The organism is uncultured Winogradskyella sp., assembly GCF_947496485.1.
GTDB lineage: Bacteria > Bacteroidota > Bacteroidia > Flavobacteriales > Flavobacteriaceae > Winogradskyella.
Genome location: NZ_CANMCZ010000001.1, coordinates 1,075,786 through 1,100,802 on the forward strand (window position 1 = coordinate 1,075,786; position 25,017 = coordinate 1,100,802).

Consider the following 25,017-nt stretch of genomic DNA (forward strand, 5'->3'; position numbering starts at 1 on the left):
TATTAATCATTTCAAATCTTAAAGTCATGGCTGATTGGTTTTCAAATTTAGAGTTTTTGTCCAAAGTATATTGGCTAGTTGCTATCATTGGTTCACTTATTTTTACGGTAGTAATGATAATGGCCTTTGCAGGTGGTGATGCAGATGATTTTAGTGATGTTGACGGTGACTTTGATGGAGATGTAGGTGCTGGATTTCAATTTATCAGTTTTAAAAATCTAGTTGGTTTCTTTACCATTTTTGGTTGGAGTGGAATTGCTTGTATCGACGCTGGTTTGTCAAAACCATTAACTATAATTATTTCAGTAATCTGTGGATTATTTATGATGTTGATTATGGCGACACTATTCTATTTTATAAGCAAACTAGCAGATAGTGGAACTTTAAACTATAAAAATGCGTTAGATGCAGTAGGTGAAGTTTATCTCACTATTGGTGCGGACCGCTCTAAAATGGGTAAAGTTACAGTGAGTGTGCAAGGTACAATGCGAGAGTTAGATGCACTTACAGATTCGTTAACCGAATTAAAATCTGGCACAATTATAAAAGTGGTTGATGTCACCTCTAATGGTATTCTAATTGTTGATCGAACACGGAAACCTATAGAATCTTCCACATTACAAAATGAAGAACTAGGTGAAGGTGGAGACCATTTACTAAACAACTAATATTACAAAATACTAACCTTAAAAATAAATTGTCCTATGAACTTACTAATTCAAGAAAACATTAATATGGAAGGCTTTGGCGGACCAATGCTACTCATTTTTGTAGCGCTATTTATTGTACTAACCCTTATTATTTTAATTAAACGCTACAAACGTTGTCCTTCAGATAGAATACTGGTAGTCTATGGAAAAGTTGGAGGTGGAAAATCTGCAAAGTGTATTCATGGTGGTGCTGCATTCATAATGCCGGTCATTCAGGATTATGAGTTTTTAGATTTAACACCAATTTCTATTGAAGTTAATTTGGTTAATGCCTTATCTAAACAAAATATTCGTGTAAATGTACCATCACGTTTTACCATTGGTATTTCTACTGAGCCAGGTATTATGCAAAATGCAGCAGAACGTTTATTAGGCTTAGGGCAAAATGAAATTCAGGAATTAGCACAAGAAATTATTTTCGGACAATTACGTTTAGTAGTTGCTTCAATGGATATTGAAGAGATTAATAATGACCGTGATAAATTCTTAACAAACATTTCACAAAGTGTAGAAACAGAATTAAAGAAAGTTGGTTTAAAATTAATCAACGTAAACATAACAGATATCGTTGATGAATCTGGCTATATCGAAGCTCTTGGTAAAGAAGCTGCTGCACATGCAATTAATGCGGCTCGTAAATCAGTTGCAGAGAAAACTAGAGATGGATCAATTGGAGAGGCCAATGCTGTACAAGATGAAAGAACCCAAGTAGCTGCTGCAAATGCCCAAGCTGTAGAAGGTGAAAATACTGCTAAGATTGCAGTCGCTAATTCAGATTCGATGCGTCGTCAACGCGAAGCAGAAGCTGAGCGCGTAGCAATCGCATCAGAAAAAGTACAGAGTGCAAAAGCGTTACAAGAGTCTTATGCCGCTGAACAAGAAGCAGAAACAGCAAGAGCCGAGCGCGAGCGTTCTTCTCAAATGGCTGATGTTATTGTCCCTGCTGAAATTGATAAACGTAAAGTAGAGATTGATGCAGAAGCAGAAGCAGAACGCATTAGAAGACGTGCAAAAGGTGAGGCAGATGCGATATTATTTAAAGCACAAGCGGAAGCACAAGGTCAGTTTGAAGTCTTAACAAAACAAGCCGCAGGTTTACAAGAAATAGTAAAAGCTGCTGGTAACAATAGTAGAGATGCTGTATTGTTATTAATTGCAGATAAATTACCTGAGCTTGTACAAATACAATCTGATGCCATTAAAAACATTAAAATAGATAAAGTTACTGTTTGGGACAATGGCGCAAATAGTGAAGACGGAAAATCGTCAACCGCTAATTTCTTATCTGGAATGTACAAATCGGTACCACCTTTACAAGAAATGTTTAATATGGCTGGTATGGATTTACCAGAGTATTTAAAGGGTAAAGACAAAAAAGAAATTGAAGCAGATGATGCAAAGATTGAACCAACTGATGAAAAATAATTCAGAATTATTTTGAATTCAATAATTTTCAATAAACCAATACCAACACCTAAGCTTATTTATGGTGTTGGTCTTGTTGCAATAGGTATTATATCTTTGCTATCTGGTAATAACATTGGTTATATGTCTATTGGTTTAAGTCTTTATTTTTTGAAAAAAGATGGTTTAGAAATTGATCCAGAAAATAAGAAATATCGTGAAATAATAAGCTTATTTAGTTTTTCATTTGGGAAATGGCAAGATTTGCCAGACATAGAATATGTATCGGTTTTTAAGACTAGTCAAACGACCAGAGTTTGGGTTTCTACAGCAAGTACAAAAGTTACAAGCACAACTATAAAAATTAATCTATTTTATAATACTAACCAGAAAATTGAAGCTTACGAGACCCAAAATATTGAGGATGCTTTCGAAAAAGCAAAACAAATTGCAACGGTCTTAAATATTGATATTTTAGACGCTACACAAACAGAATCTAAATGGCTCTAGTACAAATTCCTAATATACAATAATCAACTTTTGGTAACGTTTTATTAACTTTGACTGACTAAACATTTGGATATTGCAATTAAATCTTCAAGATATACCTCGTGTTAAAACTATCACGAAATCCGATTTCATAAATCACTACTTCAAGACGCAGCAGCCCGTTGTTATTGAGTGTGCCATTGAGGATTGGCCAGCGTATTCTAAATGGAGTTTAGAATATATAAAATCTATAGCCGCAGACATTACAGTGCCACTTTATGATGATAGACCTGTAGATTACAATGACGGATTTAATGAAGCCCATGCTGAAATGAAAATGGGTGAGTATATAGATTTGCTTAAGCGTGAGCCTACAAAATACCGTATTTTCCTCTGGAATATTCTAAAAGAAATTCCTCAACTTCAAAAAGACTTCAAGTTTCCAGATTTTGGATTACGATTAATGAAGAGTTTACCAATGTTGTTTTTTGGTGGAAGAGACTCGCATACTTTTATGCATTACGATATTGATTTAGCTAATATTTTTCATTTTCATTTTGAAGGTAAAAAGCAATGTATCCTATTCGATCAAAAACAGAGTAAATATTTATATAAAATACCTCATTCTTTAATTACAAGAGAGGATATTGATTTCTCAAATCCAGATTTTGAAAAATGGCCAGCTTTAAAAAATGCAAAGGGTTGGATTTGCGATTTAAACCATGGAGAAGTACTCTATATGCCAGAAGGCTATTGGCATCATATGAAATATATTACACCTGGTTTTTCAATGAGTTTAAGAGCTATTGCCAGAAACCCTAAAAACTTAAGTAAAGCCATTTATAATGTGTTTTTAATGCGTAATTATGATAATTTAATGCGCCGTCTAAAAGGACAAAAATGGATTGACTGGAAAAACGAAAAGGCCATTACTAATACACACAAGACTTTTTAGGAAAGTCGCTATGTTTTAAAAACTTATAATATATTTGCCAACTCAAATTTTAGATAAAGAATTATGAAAAATTTATTTTTAATTATTGCATTAGTATCTGTTTCATTTCTTAGTGCACAAGCATTTGAAGGTAAAGGGGATCAAAAGTTTCAAGTAGGTGTTAATTTTCAGAATGATGGTACAGGAATTAATGTTGCTTACGATTATGGTATAGGAGAAAACATTTCAATAGGATTTAGTTCAACATATCTTTTGGGAGTGGAAGAAATATTTGATGCTGACTTTGGCGATCGCTTTGATCTTAAAGCACGTTTTAATGCCAACATTGGTAATGTTTTAGCCATTGATGAAAATTTTGATTTATATCCAGGATTAAGTCTTGGTTTAAAGAATTTTGGTGGTCACTTAGGTGCGCGATATTTCTTCACTGAAGGTTTTGGTTTATACACAGAGCTAAATGTGCCTTTTGCCGAATATGGCTCAGATCTTACTCCCGCCGAAGAGTATCATAATCAGTTTTCCGTAAATTTTGGTGCTGTATTTAATTTGTAATCCGCATTAATAATAGTAATATTAAAATGCCTTTTCAAACTAATGAAAAGGCATTTTACTTTATATACGCATTAAGTTTTTCATAAACCAAATACGATTCCCAACCTCTGTATAGTAAGTAATCTGCTACCTTTCTCTTCTTTTTATATGGGTTACTTTCTTTGACCTGTGCTATTCTTTTTTTGGCAAGTTTATCTAGGGTTTTATAATACTCGTCTAAGTCTATTTCTTTCATAGCAGAGTCAATACTATATTTAGAAATCTCTCTAAATTTTAACTCACGGACTAATCGATTTTTTCCCCATTTTTTAATTCTAAATTTTCCTCTAACAAAAGCTTTAGCAAAGCGTTCTTCATTAAGATAATTATGCTGAATTAAATGCACCATAATCTTATCTATAGCCTCAGGAATCATCCGCATATCCATTAGCTTAGCTTTTACTTCTTTATGACAACGTTCTTGGTAAACACAGTAACTTTCAAGCTTTTTTTGTGCTTCATCAACAGAATATGTTTTGCTAAAATCCATATATCAAAAGTACAATAGAATACTAATAGCAACGATTTATTTTTAACTCAATTAGAAGCCATTTTACGTTTTGTCGATACATTCTGTTTTTTGTGGAAAACTTTAAGGGAAAATATAACGATTTGTTAATAAATACCTATCTTACAAGACCTTGATTTACAACGATTTTAACATATCTTTGTAACTGGTTAATAGCTAATTAGTCCCTTATGATTAAAAAATACTCCCTTAGTTTACTGGCATTCTTGTGCCTTTTTTTGTCTGGTTATGGGCAAGGTTCAGAAACTTTTACTAATTTAAATGCTCCAGGTGGCGGCTATGGAAATGGTTCATACACTGGTGATAATGGTGTCAATTGGACTTATAATAGAGCGCGAAGCGTAACTGGAACTTATAATATTACTGGAAGATCAATTGGATTTGCTGATTCAGGTACAAGAAATGTTTCTGCAATATCAAATGTAAATGGTGTTGGGGATTTAACCTATAGTATAAGATCATATTTTACGGGAGGTTCTGCAGCAAATAGAAGTGTTGAAGTTTATGTTAATGGAACTTTATATGATAGCTATACTCTAGTTGCAATGGGAACGGTATATACTAGACCTGTTACTGTAAATGAAACAGGAGCTGTTTTAATAGAATTTAGATCAGTAGGCTCAAGGCAAATAATTATAGATGACATCTCATGGACTACAGCTGTTGTAACAGATCCAGATTTATCAATCTCAGGTACAACAAATCATGGCTCATCTTGTTTATCAACAGCAGCAACAACTTTACAATACACAATAACCAATAGTGGAATTATACCTGCAGCTGGAGTTAATGTAACATCCAACGATCCTCAATTTGTCGTTAGTGGTCTTTCATCAACATCTATTGCAGCATCTGGTACTGCTACGTTTGATGTTACATTTACACCAACAGCAGTTGGAGCACAAACGTCAACAATTACAGTAACGAGCACAACACCAACAAGTAACTCCCCTACAATAGCTTTAACTGGGACTGGTATTTCGGTTCCAACGTTAACGCAACCAACCAACCAAAATGAAGTAATACCAGCCACAGCTACTTTTGATGTGACTTCTGCAGATGCAACATCTTACCAATGGCAAGTATCAACAGATGGAGGTACTACTTGGAATAATGTTACTGGAGGTTCTGGCGCTACAACTGATTCTTATACGACCACTACGACTTCTGCAGGTATGAATGGTAATTTATACAGATGTATTTTGACTAATGCATGTGGTTCTACAACATCTAACTCAGCTTCTCTGAGCCTAACTAATAGTTCACCGTCCAATGCTCAAAACTTAGAAGGTTGTTTTGAAGACACATCAGTTGTTTTGACTTGGAATAATCCTGCGACACCACCAACTGGAGGTTATATCATATTTGCAATAGAAGGCACAACAGACCCAACAGCACCACCAAATGATGCTAACACCTATACGGCTAACCCAAATTATAATGCTGCACCATTTGAAACACCTGCAACTTTAGGTAAAGTGGTTTATAAAGGTAATGGAACAACAGCAACTATTACTGGATTAACAGAAGATCTAACCTACTCTTTTAGAATTTTCGCATACAATGGAGAATCCCTTACTGGTTGGTCTAATGGAACTTCTGGCGGCAGTAATGAAGAAGGTATAGCGCAAGGTGATGTGAGAAATTTAGTCGCTACGCCTTTAACAAATCAAGTCACTTTAAACTGGTTAAATCCTACACCAACTTCATGTTGGGATGAAATCTTGATTGTAGCCAACCAAGGGCCTGTAGTTTTTACTCCAACAGGAGATGGTTCTGCCTATACTGCTAACCCTGTTTATTCTGGGCCAAATCAAGTAGTCCATAAAGCTGGCGGAAATACAAGGGCAGTAACAGGTCTAACTAATGGATTGAATTATTGTTTTAGGGCATATATTAGAAGAGGTACATCATGGACAACAGGTGTTGAAGTTTGTGCAGTACCTTCGCTTACATATTGCAATGCAGAAGGTAATACAAGTTTTGATACAGGCATTACTGGTGTCAACTTTAATACCATAAATAATACTGGTACACCTGCTGGAAATAGTTATACAGATTATACTAGTATTTCTACAAATGTTATAATTGGAGATAATTATAATTTGGGTGTGGAAATCAACATAGATGGAGGTATTGATGTATATACAAGAGTGTGGATTGATTGGAATCAAGATGGAAACTTCAATGGTACTGGTGAAGAGTACGACTTAGGCATGGATACCAATCCAAGTTCAACAGTAGATTTAAATATTGCAACATCAAATTCACCTATTAACATAGAGATTCCAACTAATGCAGCAATTGGTGCTACAAGAATGCGTGTGGCAACGAAGTATAATGCATATCCTACATCTTGCGAAACCGGTTATAGTGGTGAGGTTGAAGATTACACTATTTTTATTCAGCAACCAGTTACAGCAGAAATGAATGTAAAAGGAAATAATATTTCTATTGCTGACGGTTTTAATGCACCTTATGGATTGAATAATACATTGTTTGCATCTACAAATGTTGGAGCTACTACAGCACCAAAAAGCTACTATGTTGAAAACCTTGGGGCTACACCACTTAATTTAATTGGTGCACCTCGAGTAGAACTTATTGGAGCACATCCAGGTGATTTTAACATAACACTACAACCATCAGCATCTATTGGCTCTTTAGCAGATTCTGAATTTAGAATTGAGTTTTCTCCAACTTCAGATGGTATACGTACAGCTACAGTTCGTATTTTAAATAGTGATAGTGATGAAAATCCTTATGAATTTGACATTGAGGGCACTGCGGTTTGCACTACTATATTAACAAGTACTATTTGGCCAACTGAAGGGCCGGAAAATACTGAAGTTACAATAACATCTGTAACAGACTTAACTGCAGCCACAGCGACAATTAATGGCTTGCCAATGACAGTTGTTTCATCTAGCGTCACTGAATTAGTGGTTTTGGTTCCTGCAGGAGCTATAGATGCAAACATAGTAGTAGAGTTTTCTACTGGTTGTTCATCAAATAATACTTTTAACATTATTGATGATGTTATAAGTGGTTGTGATACAGCAACTTCATCTACCGTACCAACTGATTTATTTATAAGTGAAATTTCAGATGCAACAAGTGGTAGCTCTTCTTTAATTGAAATTTTTAATGGTACCGCATCTAATGTAGATCTAACCGATTATAGTATTAGAGTATTTAATAATGGTAGTGGTGTCCCTTCAACTACAGCCAATTTAACAGGCACTTTAGCTTCTGGAGCTACTCATGTTATAAGCGTAGGTACAACAACCTGTGATTTAACTGGTAATGGATTATCAGGTGGTTTACCAAACCAAACTTTTAATAGTGCAGGTGGAATCAATTTTGATAATAATAGTTCTGATGCAATTGAACTTTATAATAGTGTGACTGCGACCTCAATTGATGTATTTGGAGTATTGGGAAGTAGTACTTGGGCGAATAGCTTAGGAATTGGTAATGATGGTGTAAATTATAGAAGACAGAATACAGCAACTCCTTTACCATCTACAACTTTTGATTTAACACAATGGGATGAAATAGATTGGACTAGTTGTGGTGATTCTGACTACAGTGATTTTGGAGTTTATGATTTCTCACTTGGCATTCCTCCAAGTGTTTCTGTTCTAAACCCACCAGCATTAGACTGTACTAATGCCATTCAGTTATCTGTAGTAGGAACTGAAGGTGTACCTGCAGGTTTAGCTTTAGCTTATCAATGGTATTATTTAGCACCTAGTACCACTACATTTGTTGCGGTGCCAAATAATGCTGATTTTAATAATGTTACCACTGCAACATTAGATATTCTGAATCCGATAGCCTATGATGATTATCAATTCTATTGTCAGGTTAGAGAAAATTCTACAACATGCTATCAAGCCAGTAATGCCATAAAGATAAGTGGTCTTACCAGCGTTTGGGATGGTGTATCATCAACATGGTCTGCTCCTCCAACTATTGGTAGATATGCCATAATCGATGGTAACTATAATACTTCTGCTGGTGGAACACAAATAAGCTTTAGTGCTTGTGGACTAGTAGTAAATTCTGGTTTTGGCTTAGATATTCAAAATGGTGATTACATTGAAATTGAAAATGATATTGTAGCTAATGGAGATATAACTGTTTTTCCACAAGGCTCTGTAGTACAGAACAATGATTTAGCAACCGTGTCTGGAACTGGCACAATGACCGTACAAAAACAAACATCAATATTGAATACTCCTCATGATTATACGTATTGGAGTTCACCTGTTGCTGGTGAAACTGTTGAAAACGTTTTTTCTACTGTCCTGCCAACAAGACGTTTCATATTCAATGCTGCAAATTTTGTGGATATGCTAATAGAAACGAATAATACTGGAACATTTACACCAGGACAAGATGATATAGATGATGATGGTAACGACTGGCAACCAGCTTCTGGTACGATGATGCCTGGTGTTGGTTATGCTGCTACACCAAGTACAGTCGGACCAGCATTACCAGTTGCTCAACAATTTCCTTTTGTTGGACCTTTTAATAATGGTGTGGTAACACCTCCTATTGTCTATGTTAGTGGGAGTGCCTATAAAGATTGGAATTTTATAGGGAATCCGTATCCAAGTGCTATTGATACAAACGTGTTTTTTACTGTAAACTCAGGTATTACAGATGCTATCTATTTATGGAGCCAAGCAACTCCGGCAGATGTTAATGCTTCTGGTAATGAAGGCTATAATTTTTCTGGTGCTGATTACGCAGTAATATCTGCAAGTGGTGTAAATACTGCTGGTGGTGATATCTCACTAATACCTAACGACTATGTGCCTTCTGGACAAGGATTCTTTATTGAAGCACTAAGTTCTGGTTCTATTACATTTAATAACTCTATGCGTGTTACCAGTAATAACGATCAGTTTTTTAGAAATGTAACCACGAGTAATAGAAATGTTCTATGGCTTAACTTAACTTCTGATAACGGAGTCGCAAATCAACTCGCTGTTGCCCACCTAGAAGGTGCTACAGATGGAAATGATGGTTCTTTTTACGATGTGAAACGTAATATTTCCACGCAAAAATATGCTAAAATCTATTCTACAATAGATAATAGTGACTCTGAATATGTCATTCAGGGAAAGAATCCTAATAGTTTAGATTTGAATGAAGTTATAGAGATTGGTTTTAATACATTCATAGAATCGCCAACGATTTATACGATTTCAATTGCTCAATTTGAAGGTGCCTTTTATTCCGATAATATCATTTATTTAAGAGACAACCTATTAAATATAGTGCATAACCTTAAAGACTCAAATTATAACTTTACTTCTGAAACAGGTGTATTTAATTCGCGTTTCGAAATCGTTTTTGCGCCATCATTACTTTCAATAGATGATAATCTTGCAGATACAAATGATTTAACCATTACGGAATTACTCAACGGTGATGTACAATTTAAAATTGGTAAAAAACTTACGATTTCTAATGTTGTTATTTTAGATGTTTTAGGAAGGGAGATTTATACTTTACAAGGTAGTAACTCAACTGAAGTTTATGATTTATCTAAACTGAGCAATGCAGCTTACATTGCACAGGTTACTTTGTCTAATGGACAATTAATTAGTAAAAAAGCTATAAAGCAACGTTAACAATTACTAGTAAAAATTAAAAAGGCTTCATATAATATGAAGCTTTTTTTATAGCGTATATTTTAAAGCTAATATGAAATTTCTACCAGCAGCTGAGATACCAGAAGAATAAGGTCTATAGCGCTGGTCAGTAATATTTTCTAGACTGGCAGTTATACTTAAATGATCATTCCACTGATATTGTGTTCTAAAATTTAATGTGTGCCAAGATGGTGCGTATGGGTTTCCATCAGCATCTAATGCATAGATATAATCTTTTGCATTCTCTGAGGGTGCTAATTGATTGAATGAAAGTTCGTTATTATACACTATAAAAGCATCAACTAGAAGCTTGTTCTTTTTCCAGATTAAATGTGTGCGCCCAAAATTTGGAGCAACATGCCTTACAGGTTCTTCTACTCCATTATTATCTTCTGTACCACCAATGACATTGTATTGTGAACGTAGTTTTAATTGCTCAGTAAAATTAACTTCTAAACCTGCTTCAAATCCATAAATCCATGCTTTTGATGCATTTTGTATCGCTTGAATATTACTTAATTCACCATCGTATATTATTTCTGTTTCTCCATTTAATTCATAATCCCTTCGAATTAAGGCGTTATCTAAAAAGGTATAATAAGTAGCTAAATCTAATATAACTGTGTTTTCAAAATTCAATTTTAAACCTAACTCACCACTATAGGCATACTCTGCTTTTAAGTCCTTATTTGGTACAACTACAGAACCCGGTTCACTATCAAACACTTTCCCAATATCATCTATATTTGGTGCTCTAAACGCAGTTGAGGCGTTAAGTTTCCATTGTATTAAATCACTAGGCGACCATGTAATACCAGCTGTACCAGTTAATGCACCTGTATTAACTTCAGCATTATCAAAAGGTAGATTTAAAAACTCATTGTTCTCTGTAAAATCTGCTTTTGCAATTACTTGATTAAATCTTAAACCAGACTGAAATACAAACTTAGAATTTGGTTTATACTTTAAGCTTGCATAAGCTGCAATAGATTGCCAAGTTGATCCATCTGGATAACGCGAAACATTTAGAGTCGTTTCATTAGTTTCAATATTTTCTTCAAAACCTTCTGAACCTACTGTATTATGTAAATATTCTATACCATAAAAAAAACTTGTTTTGGTATTTAATCGCTTTTCTAAATCAATATTTAAAGAAATGGCATCTACAGATTCTTCTCTTATCTCTCTAAATAGAGATTGAAAGTCTCTATCACTTCTACTCTCATTAAAACGCTGATAAGCTAGTGTTGCTTTAATCTTATCGTAAAGGTTAGAGCTACTACTTAATTTGGTTAACTGAAAATTTCCCATAAACCATTCTTGTGGCCCATAATTCCATTCTGCAGAGCGTAGACTATCACCATTGTATCTTAATAATCTATCATATCTTGAATAATCTGAAGTCGTAGAATAATATAATCCTAAATCAAAATTAAGATTGTCTGATGGTTCGTACCTTACCTTTTGCATAAGGTTTATCTGGTCATAACCTGTTGGTTTTTGCACTAAAGGATCTGAATTAGCAACAATTACGTCTTCGCCATTATCTCTCACAACATATTCTGGTCTTAGGTAGTCTATTGGTCCGTTACTACCCATTCTTAAATCATCGAAATCAGTATAGCTAACACTGGTAAGGAAAGCCCATTTTTTGTATCCAAAATTGATATCAAAATGACCTGTTTTTTCATTATTAGCTGTTGCATATCTGACTAAAGCGTTTCCGCTTAAAAAAAGTTCATCCTTATAGGAGAGTTGTGGTTTTTTGGTATAAAAACTCATAACGCCACCTATGGCATCACTACCATACACTACAGAACCTGCACCTAAAGTCACCTCTGTGTTTTGGATAGCAAAAGGATCTATAGAAATAACGTTTTGTAAATTACCACCTCTAAAAATTGCATTATTCATGCGGACTCCATCAACCGAAAGCAAAAGTCGGTTAGTAGAAAATCCTCTAATCATAGGACTTCCTCCTCCTAATTGACTTTTCTGAATATAAATATTACCTGTATTCTCTAATAAATCTGCACTAGTTTGTGGGTTAGCTAAGGTTATTTCTGTTGCACTTAAACTTATAATGGTTTGTGGAATATCGCGTTTACTTTGCTCAAATTTGGATGCAGAAATGACTATTTGTTTTAAATCTTCAACTTTTGGAACCAAATAAATAATATTATTTTTTTCAGAAATATCAAATTTTCTAAGTTGTAGTTTTTCATACAACAAATTTTGGAAATAAATTATTTCTCTTGGATTGAAATTATCTATTTTGGCTTGTCCATTAATATCAGTAACCACATATTTGGTTTTCTTCAAATTATATAATGCTACACCTGGTATGGGCTCGTTACTTCCCTCTTCTAAAACAGTAATATTTTGAGAAAAAGTAGCCTGTTGAAAAAGGAATAAAAAAATAATAAAGATGATACTATACTTCACTTTTATGCTAATCGTCATTAAATCGTTTCTTAAAAGTTGGTTTAATGAAACACTTCATTAAGTACCTGCAAAGATTTAGGCTTTTTAAAACTGCCCAAATGTAATTCAAAATAATACAATAACATATTTAAAAACTCTTGTCTCTGTTTTGCATTTATTTTTATAGCATATAGTGCATCAAATTTTGTGCCCAATAGGCGTTTTAGCAGTGTTAAATTTTTACCAGAAATTGAATAAATTCCTTGGTTTGAAGCTTGAAAAGTTCCTGATTGCAAGTTGAAATATGAATAGTTATCGTTTAAATTTTCAGGTTGAAAACCCAAATAACGCGTCAGCTTTATAAGAAATAATAAATGAAAGTTTGAAAAATTATCTTCGTTATCTAAATACTGAAGCGCCGTTTCTATATAGTTGAATAAATCTTCATTCTTTTCCTCCTCTTTAAGTACATTAGTGAGAATTTCGGATAAAAATAATACGATGGCACTTTTATAGATATTATTGTGAAGACTTTTGTAGATGTAATTAAACTTTACCTCCTTTATAAAATGAAGTGATTGGTTGGGTTTATAATTTTCTTCTATTTGAAGCTGTGATAATGCTTGAAAATAAACAGTTTTAGATAAGCCTTTTTTAGACTTCAAGACCCCTCTTAACATGTAACTCACCACACCTCTTTGTTCTGTGTAGCATTTTACAATAAGATCATAATCTCTATATTTTAGTTTTGAAAGAACAATGCTATTGTTTTTTGTAAGCATCTTTTATCTAACTATTAAAACCTTTATGACTTTAGTTTCAAAAGAATCTAAATCTGAAATCATGATTAAATATACACCTGTTCTAACTACAGAATTGGCTAAGTTTTTGCCATTCCAGACGGCTGTTCCACCATCTATAGCAAAATTATAGTTGGTATTAGAAGAGCGTTGGTTGACATTCGATTGCGCTTCTGCAACTAAATTACCTTCAATATCAGTAATCTTAATATTTACGCGATCTGTTAATCCGCTTACCTTTACACCTTTAGTAATATCATTTAAATCATTAAATCCAAGTATATTATACTCTGGCCGGACAGGATTCGGATAAGCAAAAGCATTTTCTAAAGTTTCTTCTGGTTTTGAACCTCCTGCTTTAAACGATAATAATCCTCTACTAGTTGCTATATAAACAATACCATTATCTGCGTCTATTGCAATATCATTAACACTATTAGATGGCAATGGTGAATTATCTTTTGTGAAATGATATATTGTATTTTGTCCATCTGATGAAAAATAAAACGCACCTGAATCCGCTGTCGCAACCCACTTATTATTAGACCCATCAACTTCGATATCTGAAATAGATTGGTTTTCTAACAATTCCTTAGGAATACCATTTTCTAAAATTATAATTTGATTTAAGCTAGGATTAGGATCATTATAAAATCCTGTTGTATTAAATAACACTCTCAATCCTTTTGTAGTTCCTATCCAAAGTTGATTTCTATTATCTAAAGCCAAAGCAGTAAATCTCATAAACGGAAGAACATTTTGCGCTTCAGAGTTAATGTTACGCAACGGACTGTCTCCTTCATTTTCATTATAAGCCATTAATCCAAAATCATAAGACCCTATCCATTTAGTACCATTATCGTCAATCTCTACTTCAAAAAAAGCAAGATTATCTAATAAAGGATTTTCTATAAGACTGGAAAGACTATATCCCTGCCAATTCCCTGAATTTGGATTGTAAGATTTTAACGCTTCGTCTACTCTACTTGTTAAAGACCACAATAAGCCATTACTATCAAACTCTGTATCAGTAACTCTAATACTCTTAAAATCTGGAGAACCTGGTAAAATTAAAGACTCTAAGCCACTATTGTCTTCATTATATAAAATAGTAGGTTCAAAATCGTTGACCTCTAAAATTCCATCATTAACGGCACTAATAAATACCTGATCTGGATTAAATGGGTTCACTGAAATTTCAGATAAATTTCTTGCTCCAAAAACACTATCAAATGGGATGTTTTTCCACTCCTCATTATTAAAATAGCTGATACCTCTGCTTCTAAATGGAGACGGATTAACAGAAGGGGAATAATCACCAAATGTTGTCCATACGGTTTCAGAATCTGAATTTAGTCTAAACGCCTCATTAAACAGAGGACCATTGGGTTTTATCTGAATATATAAACTGTTATCAGAAATTTGACTTCTTAATACCCCAAAATTTTCTGTACCTATATATAAAAATTCATCTAACTGAGCGGCAGAAGTAAAATTAGTATCAAAGTCAGTTGTTGGTTGAAAACTATTTGTTAATTGCAAGTTCTCATCATAGACATATACTTCATTTGGCATTGAGAAAATTAAATTAGAATCTGTAACCTCAGCGTCTAGAGGTAGCGATGGTAAGGTTAGTAGGGTATTTATTGAAGCACCATTTATTTCATATAATACGCTGTTAGACCTTACAGAATATATAGCATCGCTTATGGTACTCATGGTATAATAGTCTCCAGTAACAACCGTTTGCCATTGCTGAAAATCTATTAAGTTAGTATTATTTACATCTGCTTTTTTTATGCCATTGTTGTTTAGACAAGCTACGTAAATTTCATTATTTAGTATCGAAACTTGTTTTACTCTTATTTGAGCTCCCCCATTTCCTAAGAAATAAGTATCCCCAAATTCTAGACCTTCTAAGTCATATATAGAAATTCCATAATCTGTTGAAATATAAACTAGCCCTTCATTCTCATAAAAATGATTAATACGCTTATTTGCTGGTGTAATATTTTGTTTCTCAAGAATATCAACAACAGTTAATATAGATTCGTCGGTTTCAGAATATACTTGTATTAAACCTGTTTCATAGCCAATAAGCAAGTATTGATATATATCACTATAATAGATTGAGGTAATTTGCTCACCAGAAAGGCCTTCTATGGTAGTTATTGTATTTAATTCTGCTGTTAATACATCATACTCAAAAATAGCATTTTGAGCGGCCGCATATATTTTATTTTCACCACTAACAACATCTACAATATTATTATATGAGTAATGTCCTCTCCATAACGAAGAAGCTTCTTGACCATAACAAACAGTTGCAAGACCAAAAACCAGTATAAAGACGTTAAAAACAGTTTTAACCATTAAAAAAAGTTTGCCCAAAGATATTTAATAGTAACGATAATAATGCGAGATTCATATGTTATGTCATAAAAAAAGCTTTCAGAAAAATTCCTGAAAGCTTTGAATTATTTAAAAACTTACGTTCTTATATTACACCTTGTGCTAACATGGCATCCGCAACTTTCACAAAGCCTGCAATATTAGCCCCTTTGATATAATCTATAGAGCCATCATCATTTTTACCATACTCAACACAAGAGTCATGAATATCTTCCATAATATCCTTTAATCTATCATCGACTTCTTTTCTAGACCAGCTTAAACGCAGTGAATTCTGACTCATCTCTAAACCAGAAGTAGCTACACCACCTGCATTAGATGCTTTTCCTGGTGCAAATAAGATTTTTGATTTTTGAAATTCATGGATAGCTTCTGGTGTTGAAGGCATATTAGCACCTTCAGAGACACACATACATCCATTTTCTATTAACTGCTTAGCTTCATCACCATTTAATTCATTTTGAGTAGCACAAGGAAGCGCTATATCACATTTCACGGACCAAGGCCTTTCTCCTTTTACAAATTTTGCATTTGGATATTTTTCTGTGTATTCACTTATTCTTCCTCTTTTTTCATTTTTAATATGCATTACATGCTCTAACTTTTCTGTATCGATGCCATCTTCATCTACAATATATCCGCCAGAATCTGATAACGTTAAAACTGTTGCCCCCAACTCTATTGCTTTTTCAGCAGCATATTGCGCTACATTCCCAGAACCTGAAATTGCAATTCGCTTTCCCTTAAAAGAATCATTCTTTCTTTTTAGCATGTTATCTGCAAAATAAACCGTTCCATACCCTGTTGCCTCTGGCCTTATTAAAGAGCCTCCCCAAGAAGCTCCTTTACCAGTTAAAACTCCAGTAAATGTGTTGTTCAATTTTTTATACATCCCAAACATAAAGCCAATTTCTCTTGCACCGACTCCAATATCTCCAGCTGGTACATCTGTATTATGACCAATGTGTCTGTACAATTCTGTCATAAACGCATGGCAAAAACGCATAATTTCGTTATCTGATTTTCCTTTGGGATCAAAATCAGAACCACCTTTACCACCACCCATTGGTAGTGTTGTCAATGAATTTTTAAATACTTGCTCAAAAGCTAAGAACTTTAAAATACTTGCATTTACAGTAGGGTGAAACCTTAGACCGCCTTTATATGGTCCAATCGCAGAATTCATCTGTATCCTGTAACCTCTGTTTACCTGTATTTCCCCATTATCATCTACCCAACTTACTCTGAAGGAAATAAGTCTTTCTGGTTCTACCATTCTAAGCAGAATATTTTTTCCATTATATATATCGTGTTTAGCTATATAAGGAATTACCGTTTCTGCTACTTCCTGAACGGCTTGCAAAAATTCTGGTTCATGACCATTTCGTTCCTTTACAAGATCTAAAAAAGCTTCAATTTTATCTTTCATATATGTAATTGTTAAGAAATTGTGATTAATTGGGTGCAAAGATACATTATCTATAAAAATAACCGTTTATAATTTTTATATTCTCAATAATTATTTTACTCATTGCTAATTGTTGAATTCTTAAAAAAATAATAATTTATGCATTTTATCCGTTTTATTTGGTAGTTCGTCGAGTTTTTATATATTTGCTCGGTAAAAGACCCCAATTTAAAATCAAATGATAGTAAACATAAAAAAACTAATTATTCCTTTTGCATTGCTATTATCAGTGCAAATAAGTTATGCCCAACTAGGCTTTTCGCATGAGATAGGTGTAATTGCTGGACCTTTAGCATACCAATCTGATTTTGGTGTTCGCTATGATTTTGAAACTAATGCTGGAAATACAGGAATTGGTGTTGGTGTTATACATTATATCAACTTTGCCTATCGTGCAGATTGTAACTGTTATACAACAGACAAGTACTTCAATGATCATTTTAAACTAAGAAGTGAAATTTCTTGGAATAAAACAACGCTTGAACATTTTGGAGAATGGGTAGATCCTGACATGACTTCTCCTAATGCTGATCGTCTAAGAGGTCATACTGGTGAAGCTGAAAATTGGGATATTGGTATGCAAATGGAATATTTCCCTAGAAGTATTAGGGCCTTTGCTGCTGGTTCTTATGCCTTTGCCCCTTTTGTTAGTTTAGGAGCTCATTATGTATCCTATAGTCCTAGTGTATATACTAATTATGTAAACCCATCTAGTCCAGGTGATGTTGGAAATATTGAAATACCGAGTAATTTTTATACGCGTTGGGAACCTGGTTCTGTAAGTGACATGAGTGGTTCTACATGGTCTATAGTAAGTAGTATTGGAACGAGATATAAGCTTACTATACTTTCGGATTTAATGGTAGATTTAAGATTTCAATACTTTTTTAGCGACTTTACCGATGGTTTAGACCACCAATTACCTTCCAATAAGGCAAACGATTGGTTAGTTTGGTTAAACTTTGGTTATATCTATTATCTAGACTAAGATTTTAAAATAAAACTTATAAAAAAGACCAAATCACTTGATTTGGTCTTTTTTATTATTCAAGATTTAAATTATCCTATCGCTTGTTTTAAATCAGCAATTAAATCGTCTATATCTTCGATTCCAATGCTTAGTCTGATTAGAGAATCAACAACTCCTGTTTTTTCTCGTTCTTCTTTAGGAATACTAGCATGAGTCATACTTGCTGGATGACCTGCTAAAGATTCTACTCCGCCTAAAGATTCTGCTAAAGTGAATACTTTAAGATTTTCAACAATTTTAATAGCTTCTTCATAATTATTCCCTTTTGTAGTAAAAGAGACCATTCCACCAAAACCATTCATTTGAGATTTTGCAACTTCATAACTTTTATGATTTTTAAAACCTGGCCAATAGACGTTTTCGATTTTTGGATGACTAGCCAAATACTCTGCCACAGCTTTTCCGTTTTCGCAATGACGTTGCATACGAATATGTAATGTTTTTATGCCTCTTAAAGCTAAAAATGAATCTTGAGGACCACATACTGCACCACTTGCATTTTGAATAAAATATAATTGATCCGCCAACTCTTTATCTTTTACAATTAAAGCACCCATTACTAAATCGCTATGACCTCCAAGATATTTAGTTACTGAGTGCATTACAATATCAGCTCCCATATCCAATGGTTGTTGTAAATACGGAGTAGCAAACGTATTATCTACAGCTAACAAAACATTATGCTTTTTAGCAATTTTAGAAGTTGCCATAATATCAATAATATTCATCATTGGATTGGTCGGAGTCTCTACCCAAATCAACTTAGTATCTGGTGTAATGTACTCTTCAATATGACTAGCATTATTCATTCCGATAAAATGAAATTTTATTCCAAATCTTTCATATATCTTAGTAAATAAACGATAAGTTCCTCCATATAGATCATTAGTAGATACCACTTCATCACCTGGCTCTAATAATTTTAAAACTGCATCAATTGCTGCTAAACCAGAACCAAAAGCCAAACCATGGTTACCATTTTCTATACTGGCTAAAGCATTTTCTAATGCACTACGTGTTGGGTTGTGCGTTCTAGAATATTCATAGCCCTTATGACCTCCAGGAGTAGATTGCGCATAGGTTGATGTTTGATAAATTGGAGGCATTACTGAACCATAAGCCGGATCGTGTTTTTGCCCTCCGTGAATTGTTTTTGTATTAAATTTCATAATCGAATAGAATAATAGCCTTCTTTATTGAACAACAAATTTAATCGATAATTCGTTCCATTCATTCAATTCTATATAATACCTTTAATGAATGTTTAACATAACCTTCTCTGTCTTGAAACAACTAAGACCTTTTTTGATTTTTGTAATTGTTTTAAATTCATGTACCTCAGAATTTAAACCTGCCACATTTGAAACTATTTCTATTGAAGAATCCTTTGAAGCTGATATTACAGCTATGTATAATAAAGCGTCTGGAAACAGCGACCTTGGTAATACCATTAACAGTACAATTGAAAAAGCTATAATTAACACGCTTAGTACTCCTGAAAATAATGAAGTCATAAAAGAGGCTTTAAATGACTTTAATTCAGACTATATTAAATTCAAAAAGGATTTTCCAGAGGAATCTGAACCTGTTTGGGAATTACACATTGAAACTGAAAAAACTTTTCAATCTGAAGAAGTTATTACTATAGCAATTAGCACCTATGAATTTAAAGGCGGTGCTCACGGCAATGACAAGATTATATTCCTCAATTTAGATGCTAAATCTGGTAGAGTACTAAACCAAAAAGATATTATTGAAAACGAAGCCGACTTTAAAAAATTAGCTCAAAGTCATTTTATAAACGCTTTAGAAGCTGAAGTCAAAAACCTAAAAATAGAAGACTTCTTTTTTGGCAAACCCTTTCAACTACCAGAAAATATTGGATTTACTGATGATGGATTAGTTTTACTATATAATGTATATGAAGTGGCTTCTTTTGAACAAGGATACACTGAGTTTGTTATCCCGTTTGAAGAGATTGAATCCTATTTAAAGGTCAACTAAACCGCTTTTCTTTGTTAATCGTTTTATAATAGGCCCAACGGTCAATCCTTGACCGACAATAGAAACCACAACAACGACATAAGTAATTACTAAAAACAACTCTCTATGCATTTCGTTGGTTAAACTCAGTGCTAAGGCAATTGAAATTCCTCCTCGTAAACCTCCCCAAGTCATTATTAAATTTGTTTTAGGCACAAAATCTAATCGTTTTGAAAAGAATTTAATGGGTAACCACAAAGAGATATAACGACATATAAGGATTATCGGAATTGCCAATAGACCAGCATAAATATATTTTCCTTCTAGTGTTAGTAAGAGCATTTCCATACCTATCATTACAAACAGAACGGTGTTTAGTAAGACATCTATGAGCTCCCAAAATTTATCTACGTAAGCTTCAGTGGTTTCAGACATTGCTGAATCTCTAACTGTGTCATTTCCAACAATAAGACCCGCGGTCACCATAGCTAAAGGTGCGGACAGATGAAACTTGTGAGCTAGCATAGTACCTCCCATAACAGTAGCTAAAGTTAAAATCACTTCAATTTCGTAATTATCAATAGATTTCATTAGGCGATAAGTTATCCAACCTAGAAAAAGACCTAACACTATACCACCAATAACTTCTTGACCAAATAAAGTTGCAATATCAGAAAACTCAATTGCAGCGTCTGGTTTTGCTGCAATAGCAAAAATGGTTAAAAATACGACCACACCTACTCCATCATTAAATAATGACTCACCCACAATTTTAGTTTCCAATTTTTTTGGAGCTCCAGCTTTTTTTAATATTCCCAATACAGCGATAGGATCTGTAGGAGAAATTAAAGCACCAAATAATAGGCAATAGATTAAATTGACGCTTAGTCCCATCAATTGCAAAATATAAAACATAACAATACCTACTAAGAAAGTAGAGGTTAAAACACCTAAAGTCGCAAAAGCCAAAATGGGGCCTCTTTGAATTTTTAATTGATTAAAGTTTGTGTGTAGAGCACCTGCAAAAAGTAAAAAGCTAAGCATTATGTCTAAAAGAACAGTTTTAAAATCAATCATTCCTATAAATTCTCGTTCCCTAATTAACAAGGTGTCATCAAACTGCGCAATACCTACTATTACAACAGTAAAAACAATGGTAATTAACATTAAGCCAATAGTAATAGGCAGTTTTAAAAACCGAACATTGATATAACCAAATGCAGCAGATAAAACGATAAGAATAGTAGCTATTGAGTAGTAATCCATGTAGTAAGTGATTTATTTTCGCTAAAATAAACTATTTCTGTCTGTTATAATAAATATTTTAAATAACTGATTATCAATAATTTATTCAATTACAAACGACTACAAACATTTACAAACGAATTTAAACAGGTAACAACCGAATAATATTTGTAAGTCATCACATCTTTGCAATGTCGAAACATAAGAACTCGATAGTATTAACTGTTTAACACTAAAAATTTAAAGACATGAACACATTAAGAAACAAAGTACAGTTGATTGGTAACTTAGGAAATGATCCAGAAATCATCAATTTAGAGTCAGGTAAAACTTTAGCAAAATTTGCAATTGCTACCAACGAAAGCTACAAAAATGCACAAGGAGAAAAAGTAACAGATACGCAATGGCATAATATTGTTGCTTGGGGGAAAACCGCTCAGATTATAGAGAAATATGTTGGTAAAGGAAAAGAAGTAGCGATTGAAGGAAAACTAACCACACGTTCTTGGGAAGACAAAGATGGTATGAAACGCTACATTACTGAAGTTGTTTGTAGTGAACTTTTAATGCTTGGGAAATAATAGAAAGAAAATGAGATAGTGAAATAATTTCACTATCTCATTTTTATTTATTAGCTAGTTTAAATTCTACATAAACAGGCATATGGTCAGATGGATATTGCAAGTTCCAATTATCACTTAAAACTGCATATTTATCAACCTCAATATCTTTGCTAACAAAAGTATAATCTATTCGTCTAGTCACAGGTTTATCAAAATGAAAACCGTTAAAAGTTCCTTCAGGTCCAAACGAAATTTTTGCCATTTCTTTTGAATCATTCAACTCTGTTTTTATACGTTTTATACTATCATGATTTGGTTCCATATTAAAATCCCCAGTAAGAATAACAGGATCATTATCTGAATTGAGCTCCTTAATTTTATTAATTATTACTGTAACACTATTCTTTCGAGCTTCTTTACCAACATGATCGAAGTGTGTGTTAAATACCCAAATGGTTTTACCTGAAGCTTTATCTTCTAGTTGGGCATATGTGCAAATTCTGTTACAAACCGCATCCCAACCCATAGAAACTTCTTTTGGTGTTTCTGATAGCCAAAAAGTACTAGATTGAATAACGTTGAACTTATCCTTTCTATAAAAAATCGCTGAGTATTCACCTTCGTCTTTTCCATCATCTCTTCCGACACCAACAAAACTGTATTCTATCAAAAGACTATCTAAATCTTTCATTTGTTTAGGCATTGCTTCTTGCACTCCCAAAATAGCTGGTTCATAAAATTTAATTTGATTAGTCAAAAACGTTTTACGATTTTTCCAACTATTTTTTCCTTCTTTAGGATAGTCTAACTTGATATTATAGGTCATTACAGAAAAATCTTGAGCCGAGACCAAACTTGTGAAAACTAAATATAGGATGATAAAATACTTCATAATTATTCTATAAATAAAATATCACTTTTAGCTGAAATTCCGTTTTCATTAAATGCTTCAATAGTAAAATAATATGATGTATCTCTATCTAAAGCACGCATAAAATGCGAATTAATATCGTACACCAACCAGGATTGATAGAGCTTATCTGGTGTAATTCCCCAACGTATATTATAACCTTGTGCACCTTTTACTACATTCCAAACAAATGAAGCATCTCTGCGGTCTGTTTTTCTTTTTATATCAAAACCAGTAACTTTTTCTGGTTTGTCACCTAAACCTAAACCGAATACTCTTATTTCGGACATCGCAAAATTTGCTCCCGGAACTTCTACATTGTTATATTTCACAAATTTTGCATTAACAGGCTCATCTAAAACGATATAAGCGTTTGGCGCATCAATATCACTTTTACTTCTGTCGATAACTGTTTGCCAGTTGACACCGTCTTCTGAAGTTTCAATCGCAAAACGATGTCTTAATCCTTCAACACGCGTGTAAATACCAGATTTGTGATCATGAAAATTGAGTTGTAATGCGTGAATTTTTCCAGAATTTTGCATTTCAATGGTAATCCATTGTTTATCATCATTTGTCTCTGCCACCCAAAAGGTCTTAGGGTTTTCGTCTGTTAAGACTTTAGCTATTATTTGTCCTTTTACATTTGTTTCGGTTGGTAATTCTGTGATTTCTACTTCACTATCATTAGATGTAAACTTCATGATTTGTTTTAAAGATGAAGAAACCGTTACATTTCCTTTGTAAGACAATAACATCCAACCATTATGTTGTCCTGCTTTTGTAGAGTGATTGGCACCAAAACGTGGATAATCACCATACTCAGTATTAGAGTACATTAAGCCTTCTTCGTCAAAATAGCTAGGAAACATACATAAACGACGTTCCCACTGCGCGTTAGAAGCTAGTGCCATAGTTGCAAAATGCCAGTATTGTCCATTAGTTTGTTTAACCGTTATGCCGTGACCAGCACCATTTGTAAAACCACCTGGTTTAAAACTCATAGGATTATTTTTCATGTATTTGAAAGGTCCGAGAGGTGTATCTCCAATATAAACACCATCTGCATAGACATTAAACTGTGTGCCTGGTGCTGCATATTGTAAATAATATTTACCATTGTGTTTGGTAATAGAAGCTCCTTCCATATAACCTTCTTTTAAAGTTGGATGAAAATTGTTTTCACCAAAACGTTCCCAACCATGTTTTTCTTCATCAAGATTAATCAGCTCTTTTCTAACTCCGGTTTCTAAAAATCGGTCGTCTTTATTGAGCATTTTCACTCGGATAGGATGTAAGTTAGACGACCCCCAATATAGATACGTCTTACCATCATCATCAATAAATAATTCCGAGTCCTGAATATTTTTAGATATAGAAGCAGTTGGTGTCCAAGTCCCTTTTTTAGGATCATCTGTGTAAAGAATACTGCCATAACCTGCAGGATCACCAGCAAAATAAACCAAAGAATCTTTATAATTAAATGCTGTTGGTGCGTTGCTACCTTCAAAAAACCATTGTTTTGGTTTGATAAAACCCCAGTTTACTAAATCTGTAGAATGCCAATATCCGAAAGAACGTGTAACGAACATATAGTATTCGCCTTTGAATTCTATAACAGCAGGATCAGCACCAGAACGGTAAGATTTATTTTTACTAGAGTTGTAAACCATGTAGGTATAATCTATATCTAATGGGTTGATATAGGTTTGATTATCTTTTTTCGTTTCTGAATTCTCCTTTGAATTATAATCTTCATCTATGTTCTGTTTTTTATCCGAATTACAAGAAAAAAGAAATGCAAAAGTTAAGAAAAAAAGAAATCTTTTCAT

General features: G+C 33.5%; 18 protein-coding genes. 9 read left to right on the plus strand and 9 right to left on the minus strand.

Features of this window, described 5'->3' with window-relative positions:
• The first annotated feature begins 26 nt into the window (after positions 1–26).
• The 5 genes from Q0822_RS04570 (at position 27) to Q0822_RS04590 (ending at position 4,110) form a co-directional block, all read left to right on the plus strand.
• The gene (locus Q0822_RS04570) at positions 27–668 is read left to right on the plus strand and encodes a hypothetical protein (protein WP_299120720.1); all 642 of its coding nucleotides are present in this window, start codon (positions 27–29) and stop codon (positions 666–668) included.
• A 36-nt stretch (positions 669–704) separates the two neighbouring features.
• Positions 705–2,135 carry a flotillin family protein gene (locus Q0822_RS04575; protein WP_299120721.1) on the plus strand — a complete coding sequence of 477 codons (1,431 nt, stop codon included), beginning with the start codon at positions 705–707 and terminating at the stop codon, positions 2,133–2,135.
• A 12-nt stretch (positions 2,136–2,147) separates the two neighbouring features.
• On the plus strand, positions 2,148–2,624 hold the full coding sequence (locus Q0822_RS04580) for a hypothetical protein (protein WP_299120723.1): 477 nt from the start codon (positions 2,148–2,150) through the stop codon (positions 2,622–2,624).
• Between the two features lie 73 nt (positions 2,625–2,697).
• Entirely contained in the window at positions 2,698–3,558 is an 861-nt protein-coding gene (locus tag Q0822_RS04585; RefSeq protein ID WP_299120724.1) for a cupin-like domain-containing protein, read from the plus strand.
• A gap of 63 nt (positions 3,559–3,621) precedes the next feature.
• A complete protein-coding gene (locus Q0822_RS04590; RefSeq protein ID WP_299120727.1) occupies positions 3,622–4,110 on the plus strand; it encodes a DUF6646 family protein in 489 nt (162 codons plus the stop codon).
• Positions 4,111–4,165: 55 nt separating this feature from the next.
• On the opposite strand, the gene Q0822_RS04595 is transcribed toward Q0822_RS04590, so the two are convergent.
• The gene (locus Q0822_RS04595; protein WP_299120730.1) at positions 4,166–4,639 is read right to left on the minus strand and encodes a regulatory protein RecX; all 474 of its coding nucleotides are present in this window, start codon (positions 4,637–4,639) and stop codon (positions 4,166–4,168) included.
• A 209-nt stretch (positions 4,640–4,848) separates the two neighbouring features.
• Here Q0822_RS04595 and Q0822_RS04600 point away from each other — a divergent pair, with 209 nt between their 5' ends.
• Complete coding sequence (locus Q0822_RS04600) at positions 4,849–10,329, plus strand: GEVED domain-containing protein (RefSeq protein ID WP_299120733.1); 5,481 nt, start codon at positions 4,849–4,851, stop codon at positions 10,327–10,329.
• Positions 10,330–10,377: 48 nt separating this feature from the next.
• On the opposite strand, the gene Q0822_RS04605 is transcribed toward Q0822_RS04600, so the two are convergent.
• The 4 genes from Q0822_RS04605 to gdhA form a co-directional block, all read right to left on the minus strand.
• Positions 10,378–12,813, minus strand: a complete 2,436-nt coding sequence (locus Q0822_RS04605; RefSeq protein WP_299120736.1) for a TonB-dependent receptor — start codon at positions 12,811–12,813, stop codon at positions 10,378–10,380.
• Positions 12,814–12,836: 23 nt separating this feature from the next.
• Positions 12,837–13,556 carry a DNA repair protein RecO gene (gene recO, locus Q0822_RS04610; protein WP_299120738.1) on the minus strand — a complete coding sequence of 240 codons (720 nt, stop codon included), beginning with the start codon at positions 13,554–13,556 and terminating at the stop codon, positions 12,837–12,839.
• Between the two features lie 3 nt (positions 13,557–13,559).
• On the minus strand, positions 13,560–15,947 hold the full coding sequence (locus tag Q0822_RS04615; RefSeq protein ID WP_299120740.1) for an ABC transporter substrate-binding protein: 2,388 nt from the start codon (positions 15,945–15,947) through the stop codon (positions 13,560–13,562).
• A gap of 124 nt (positions 15,948–16,071) precedes the next feature.
• On the minus strand, positions 16,072–17,415 hold the full coding sequence (gene gdhA / locus Q0822_RS04620; protein WP_299120743.1) for an NADP-specific glutamate dehydrogenase: 1,344 nt from the start codon (positions 17,413–17,415) through the stop codon (positions 16,072–16,074).
• Between the two features lie 217 nt (positions 17,416–17,632).
• On the opposite strand from gdhA, the gene Q0822_RS04625 reads away from it, so the two are divergent.
• Entirely contained in the window at positions 17,633–18,442 is an 810-nt protein-coding gene (locus Q0822_RS04625) for a glutamate dehydrogenase (protein ID WP_299120746.1), read from the plus strand.
• Positions 18,443–18,513: 71 nt separating this feature from the next.
• Here the strand turns inward: Q0822_RS04625 and Q0822_RS04630 are convergent, their stop codons facing one another.
• The gene (locus tag Q0822_RS04630) at positions 18,514–19,653 is read right to left on the minus strand and encodes a cystathionine gamma-synthase (protein ID WP_299120749.1); all 1,140 of its coding nucleotides are present in this window, start codon (positions 19,651–19,653) and stop codon (positions 18,514–18,516) included.
• Positions 19,654–19,768: 115 nt separating this feature from the next.
• Here Q0822_RS04630 and Q0822_RS04635 point away from each other — a divergent pair, with 115 nt between their 5' ends.
• Entirely contained in the window at positions 19,769–20,488 is a 720-nt protein-coding gene (locus Q0822_RS04635; protein WP_299120751.1) for a DUF3298 and DUF4163 domain-containing protein, read from the plus strand.
• Here the strand turns inward: Q0822_RS04635 and Q0822_RS04640 are convergent.
• A complete protein-coding gene (locus Q0822_RS04640; RefSeq protein ID WP_299120754.1) occupies positions 20,474–21,733 on the minus strand; it encodes a sodium:proton antiporter in 1,260 nt (419 codons plus the stop codon). The two genes, Q0822_RS04635 and Q0822_RS04640, sit on opposite strands and share 15 nt — an antisense overlap.
• Positions 21,734–21,960: 227 nt before the next feature.
• Between Q0822_RS04640 and ssb the strand changes: the two genes are divergently transcribed.
• On the plus strand, positions 21,961–22,293 hold the full coding sequence (ssb, locus tag Q0822_RS04645; protein ID WP_299120757.1) for a single-stranded DNA-binding protein: 333 nt from the start codon (positions 21,961–21,963) through the stop codon (positions 22,291–22,293).
• Between the two features lie 43 nt (positions 22,294–22,336).
• On the opposite strand, the gene Q0822_RS04650 is transcribed toward ssb, so the two are convergent.
• The gene (locus tag Q0822_RS04650; RefSeq protein ID WP_299120759.1) at positions 22,337–23,167 is read right to left on the minus strand and encodes an endonuclease/exonuclease/phosphatase family protein; all 831 of its coding nucleotides are present in this window, start codon (positions 23,165–23,167) and stop codon (positions 22,337–22,339) included.
• 2 nt (positions 23,168–23,169) lie between these two features.
• On the minus strand, positions 23,170–25,017 hold the full coding sequence (locus Q0822_RS04655) for a family 43 glycosylhydrolase (RefSeq protein ID WP_299120763.1): 1,848 nt from the start codon (positions 25,015–25,017) through the stop codon (positions 23,170–23,172).

Coding starts and splice junctions, on each gene's coding strand:
- Q0822_RS04630 (WP_299120749.1), bottom strand. CDS start 19,653: ATGAAATTTAATACAAAAACAATTCACGGAGGGCAAAAACACGATCCG.
- Q0822_RS04595 (WP_299120730.1), bottom strand. CDS start 4,639: ATGGATTTTAGCAAAACATATTCTGTTGATGAAGCACAAAAAAAGCTT.
- Q0822_RS04605 (WP_299120736.1), bottom strand. CDS start 12,813: ATGACGATTAGCATAAAAGTGAAGTATAGTATCATCTTTATTATTTTT.
- Q0822_RS04600 (WP_299120733.1), top strand. CDS start 4,849: ATGATTAAAAAATACTCCCTTAGTTTACTGGCATTCTTGTGCCTTTTT.
- Q0822_RS04625 (WP_299120746.1), top strand. CDS start 17,633: ATGATAGTAAACATAAAAAAACTAATTATTCCTTTTGCATTGCTATTA.
- ssb (WP_299120757.1), top strand. CDS start 21,961: ATGAACACATTAAGAAACAAAGTACAGTTGATTGGTAACTTAGGAAAT.
- recO (WP_299120738.1), bottom strand. CDS start 13,556: ATGCTTACAAAAAACAATAGCATTGTTCTTTCAAAACTAAAATATAGA.
- Q0822_RS04650 (WP_299120759.1), bottom strand. CDS start 23,167: ATGAAGTATTTTATCATCCTATATTTAGTTTTCACAAGTTTGGTCTCG.
- Q0822_RS04615 (WP_299120740.1), bottom strand. CDS start 15,947: ATGGTTAAAACTGTTTTTAACGTCTTTATACTGGTTTTTGGTCTTGCA.
- Q0822_RS04640 (WP_299120754.1), bottom strand. CDS start 21,733: ATGGATTACTACTCAATAGCTACTATTCTTATCGTTTTATCTGCTGCA.
- Q0822_RS04570 (WP_299120720.1), top strand. CDS start 27: ATGGCTGATTGGTTTTCAAATTTAGAGTTTTTGTCCAAAGTATATTGG.
- gdhA (WP_299120743.1), bottom strand. CDS start 17,415: ATGAAAGATAAAATTGAAGCTTTTTTAGATCTTGTAAAGGAACGAAAT.
- Q0822_RS04590 (WP_299120727.1), top strand. CDS start 3,622: ATGAAAAATTTATTTTTAATTATTGCATTAGTATCTGTTTCATTTCTT.
- Q0822_RS04655 (WP_299120763.1), bottom strand. CDS start 25,017: ATGAAAAGATTTCTTTTTTTCTTAACTTTTGCATTTCTTTTTTCTTGT.
- Q0822_RS04575 (WP_299120721.1), top strand. CDS start 705: ATGAACTTACTAATTCAAGAAAACATTAATATGGAAGGCTTTGGCGGA.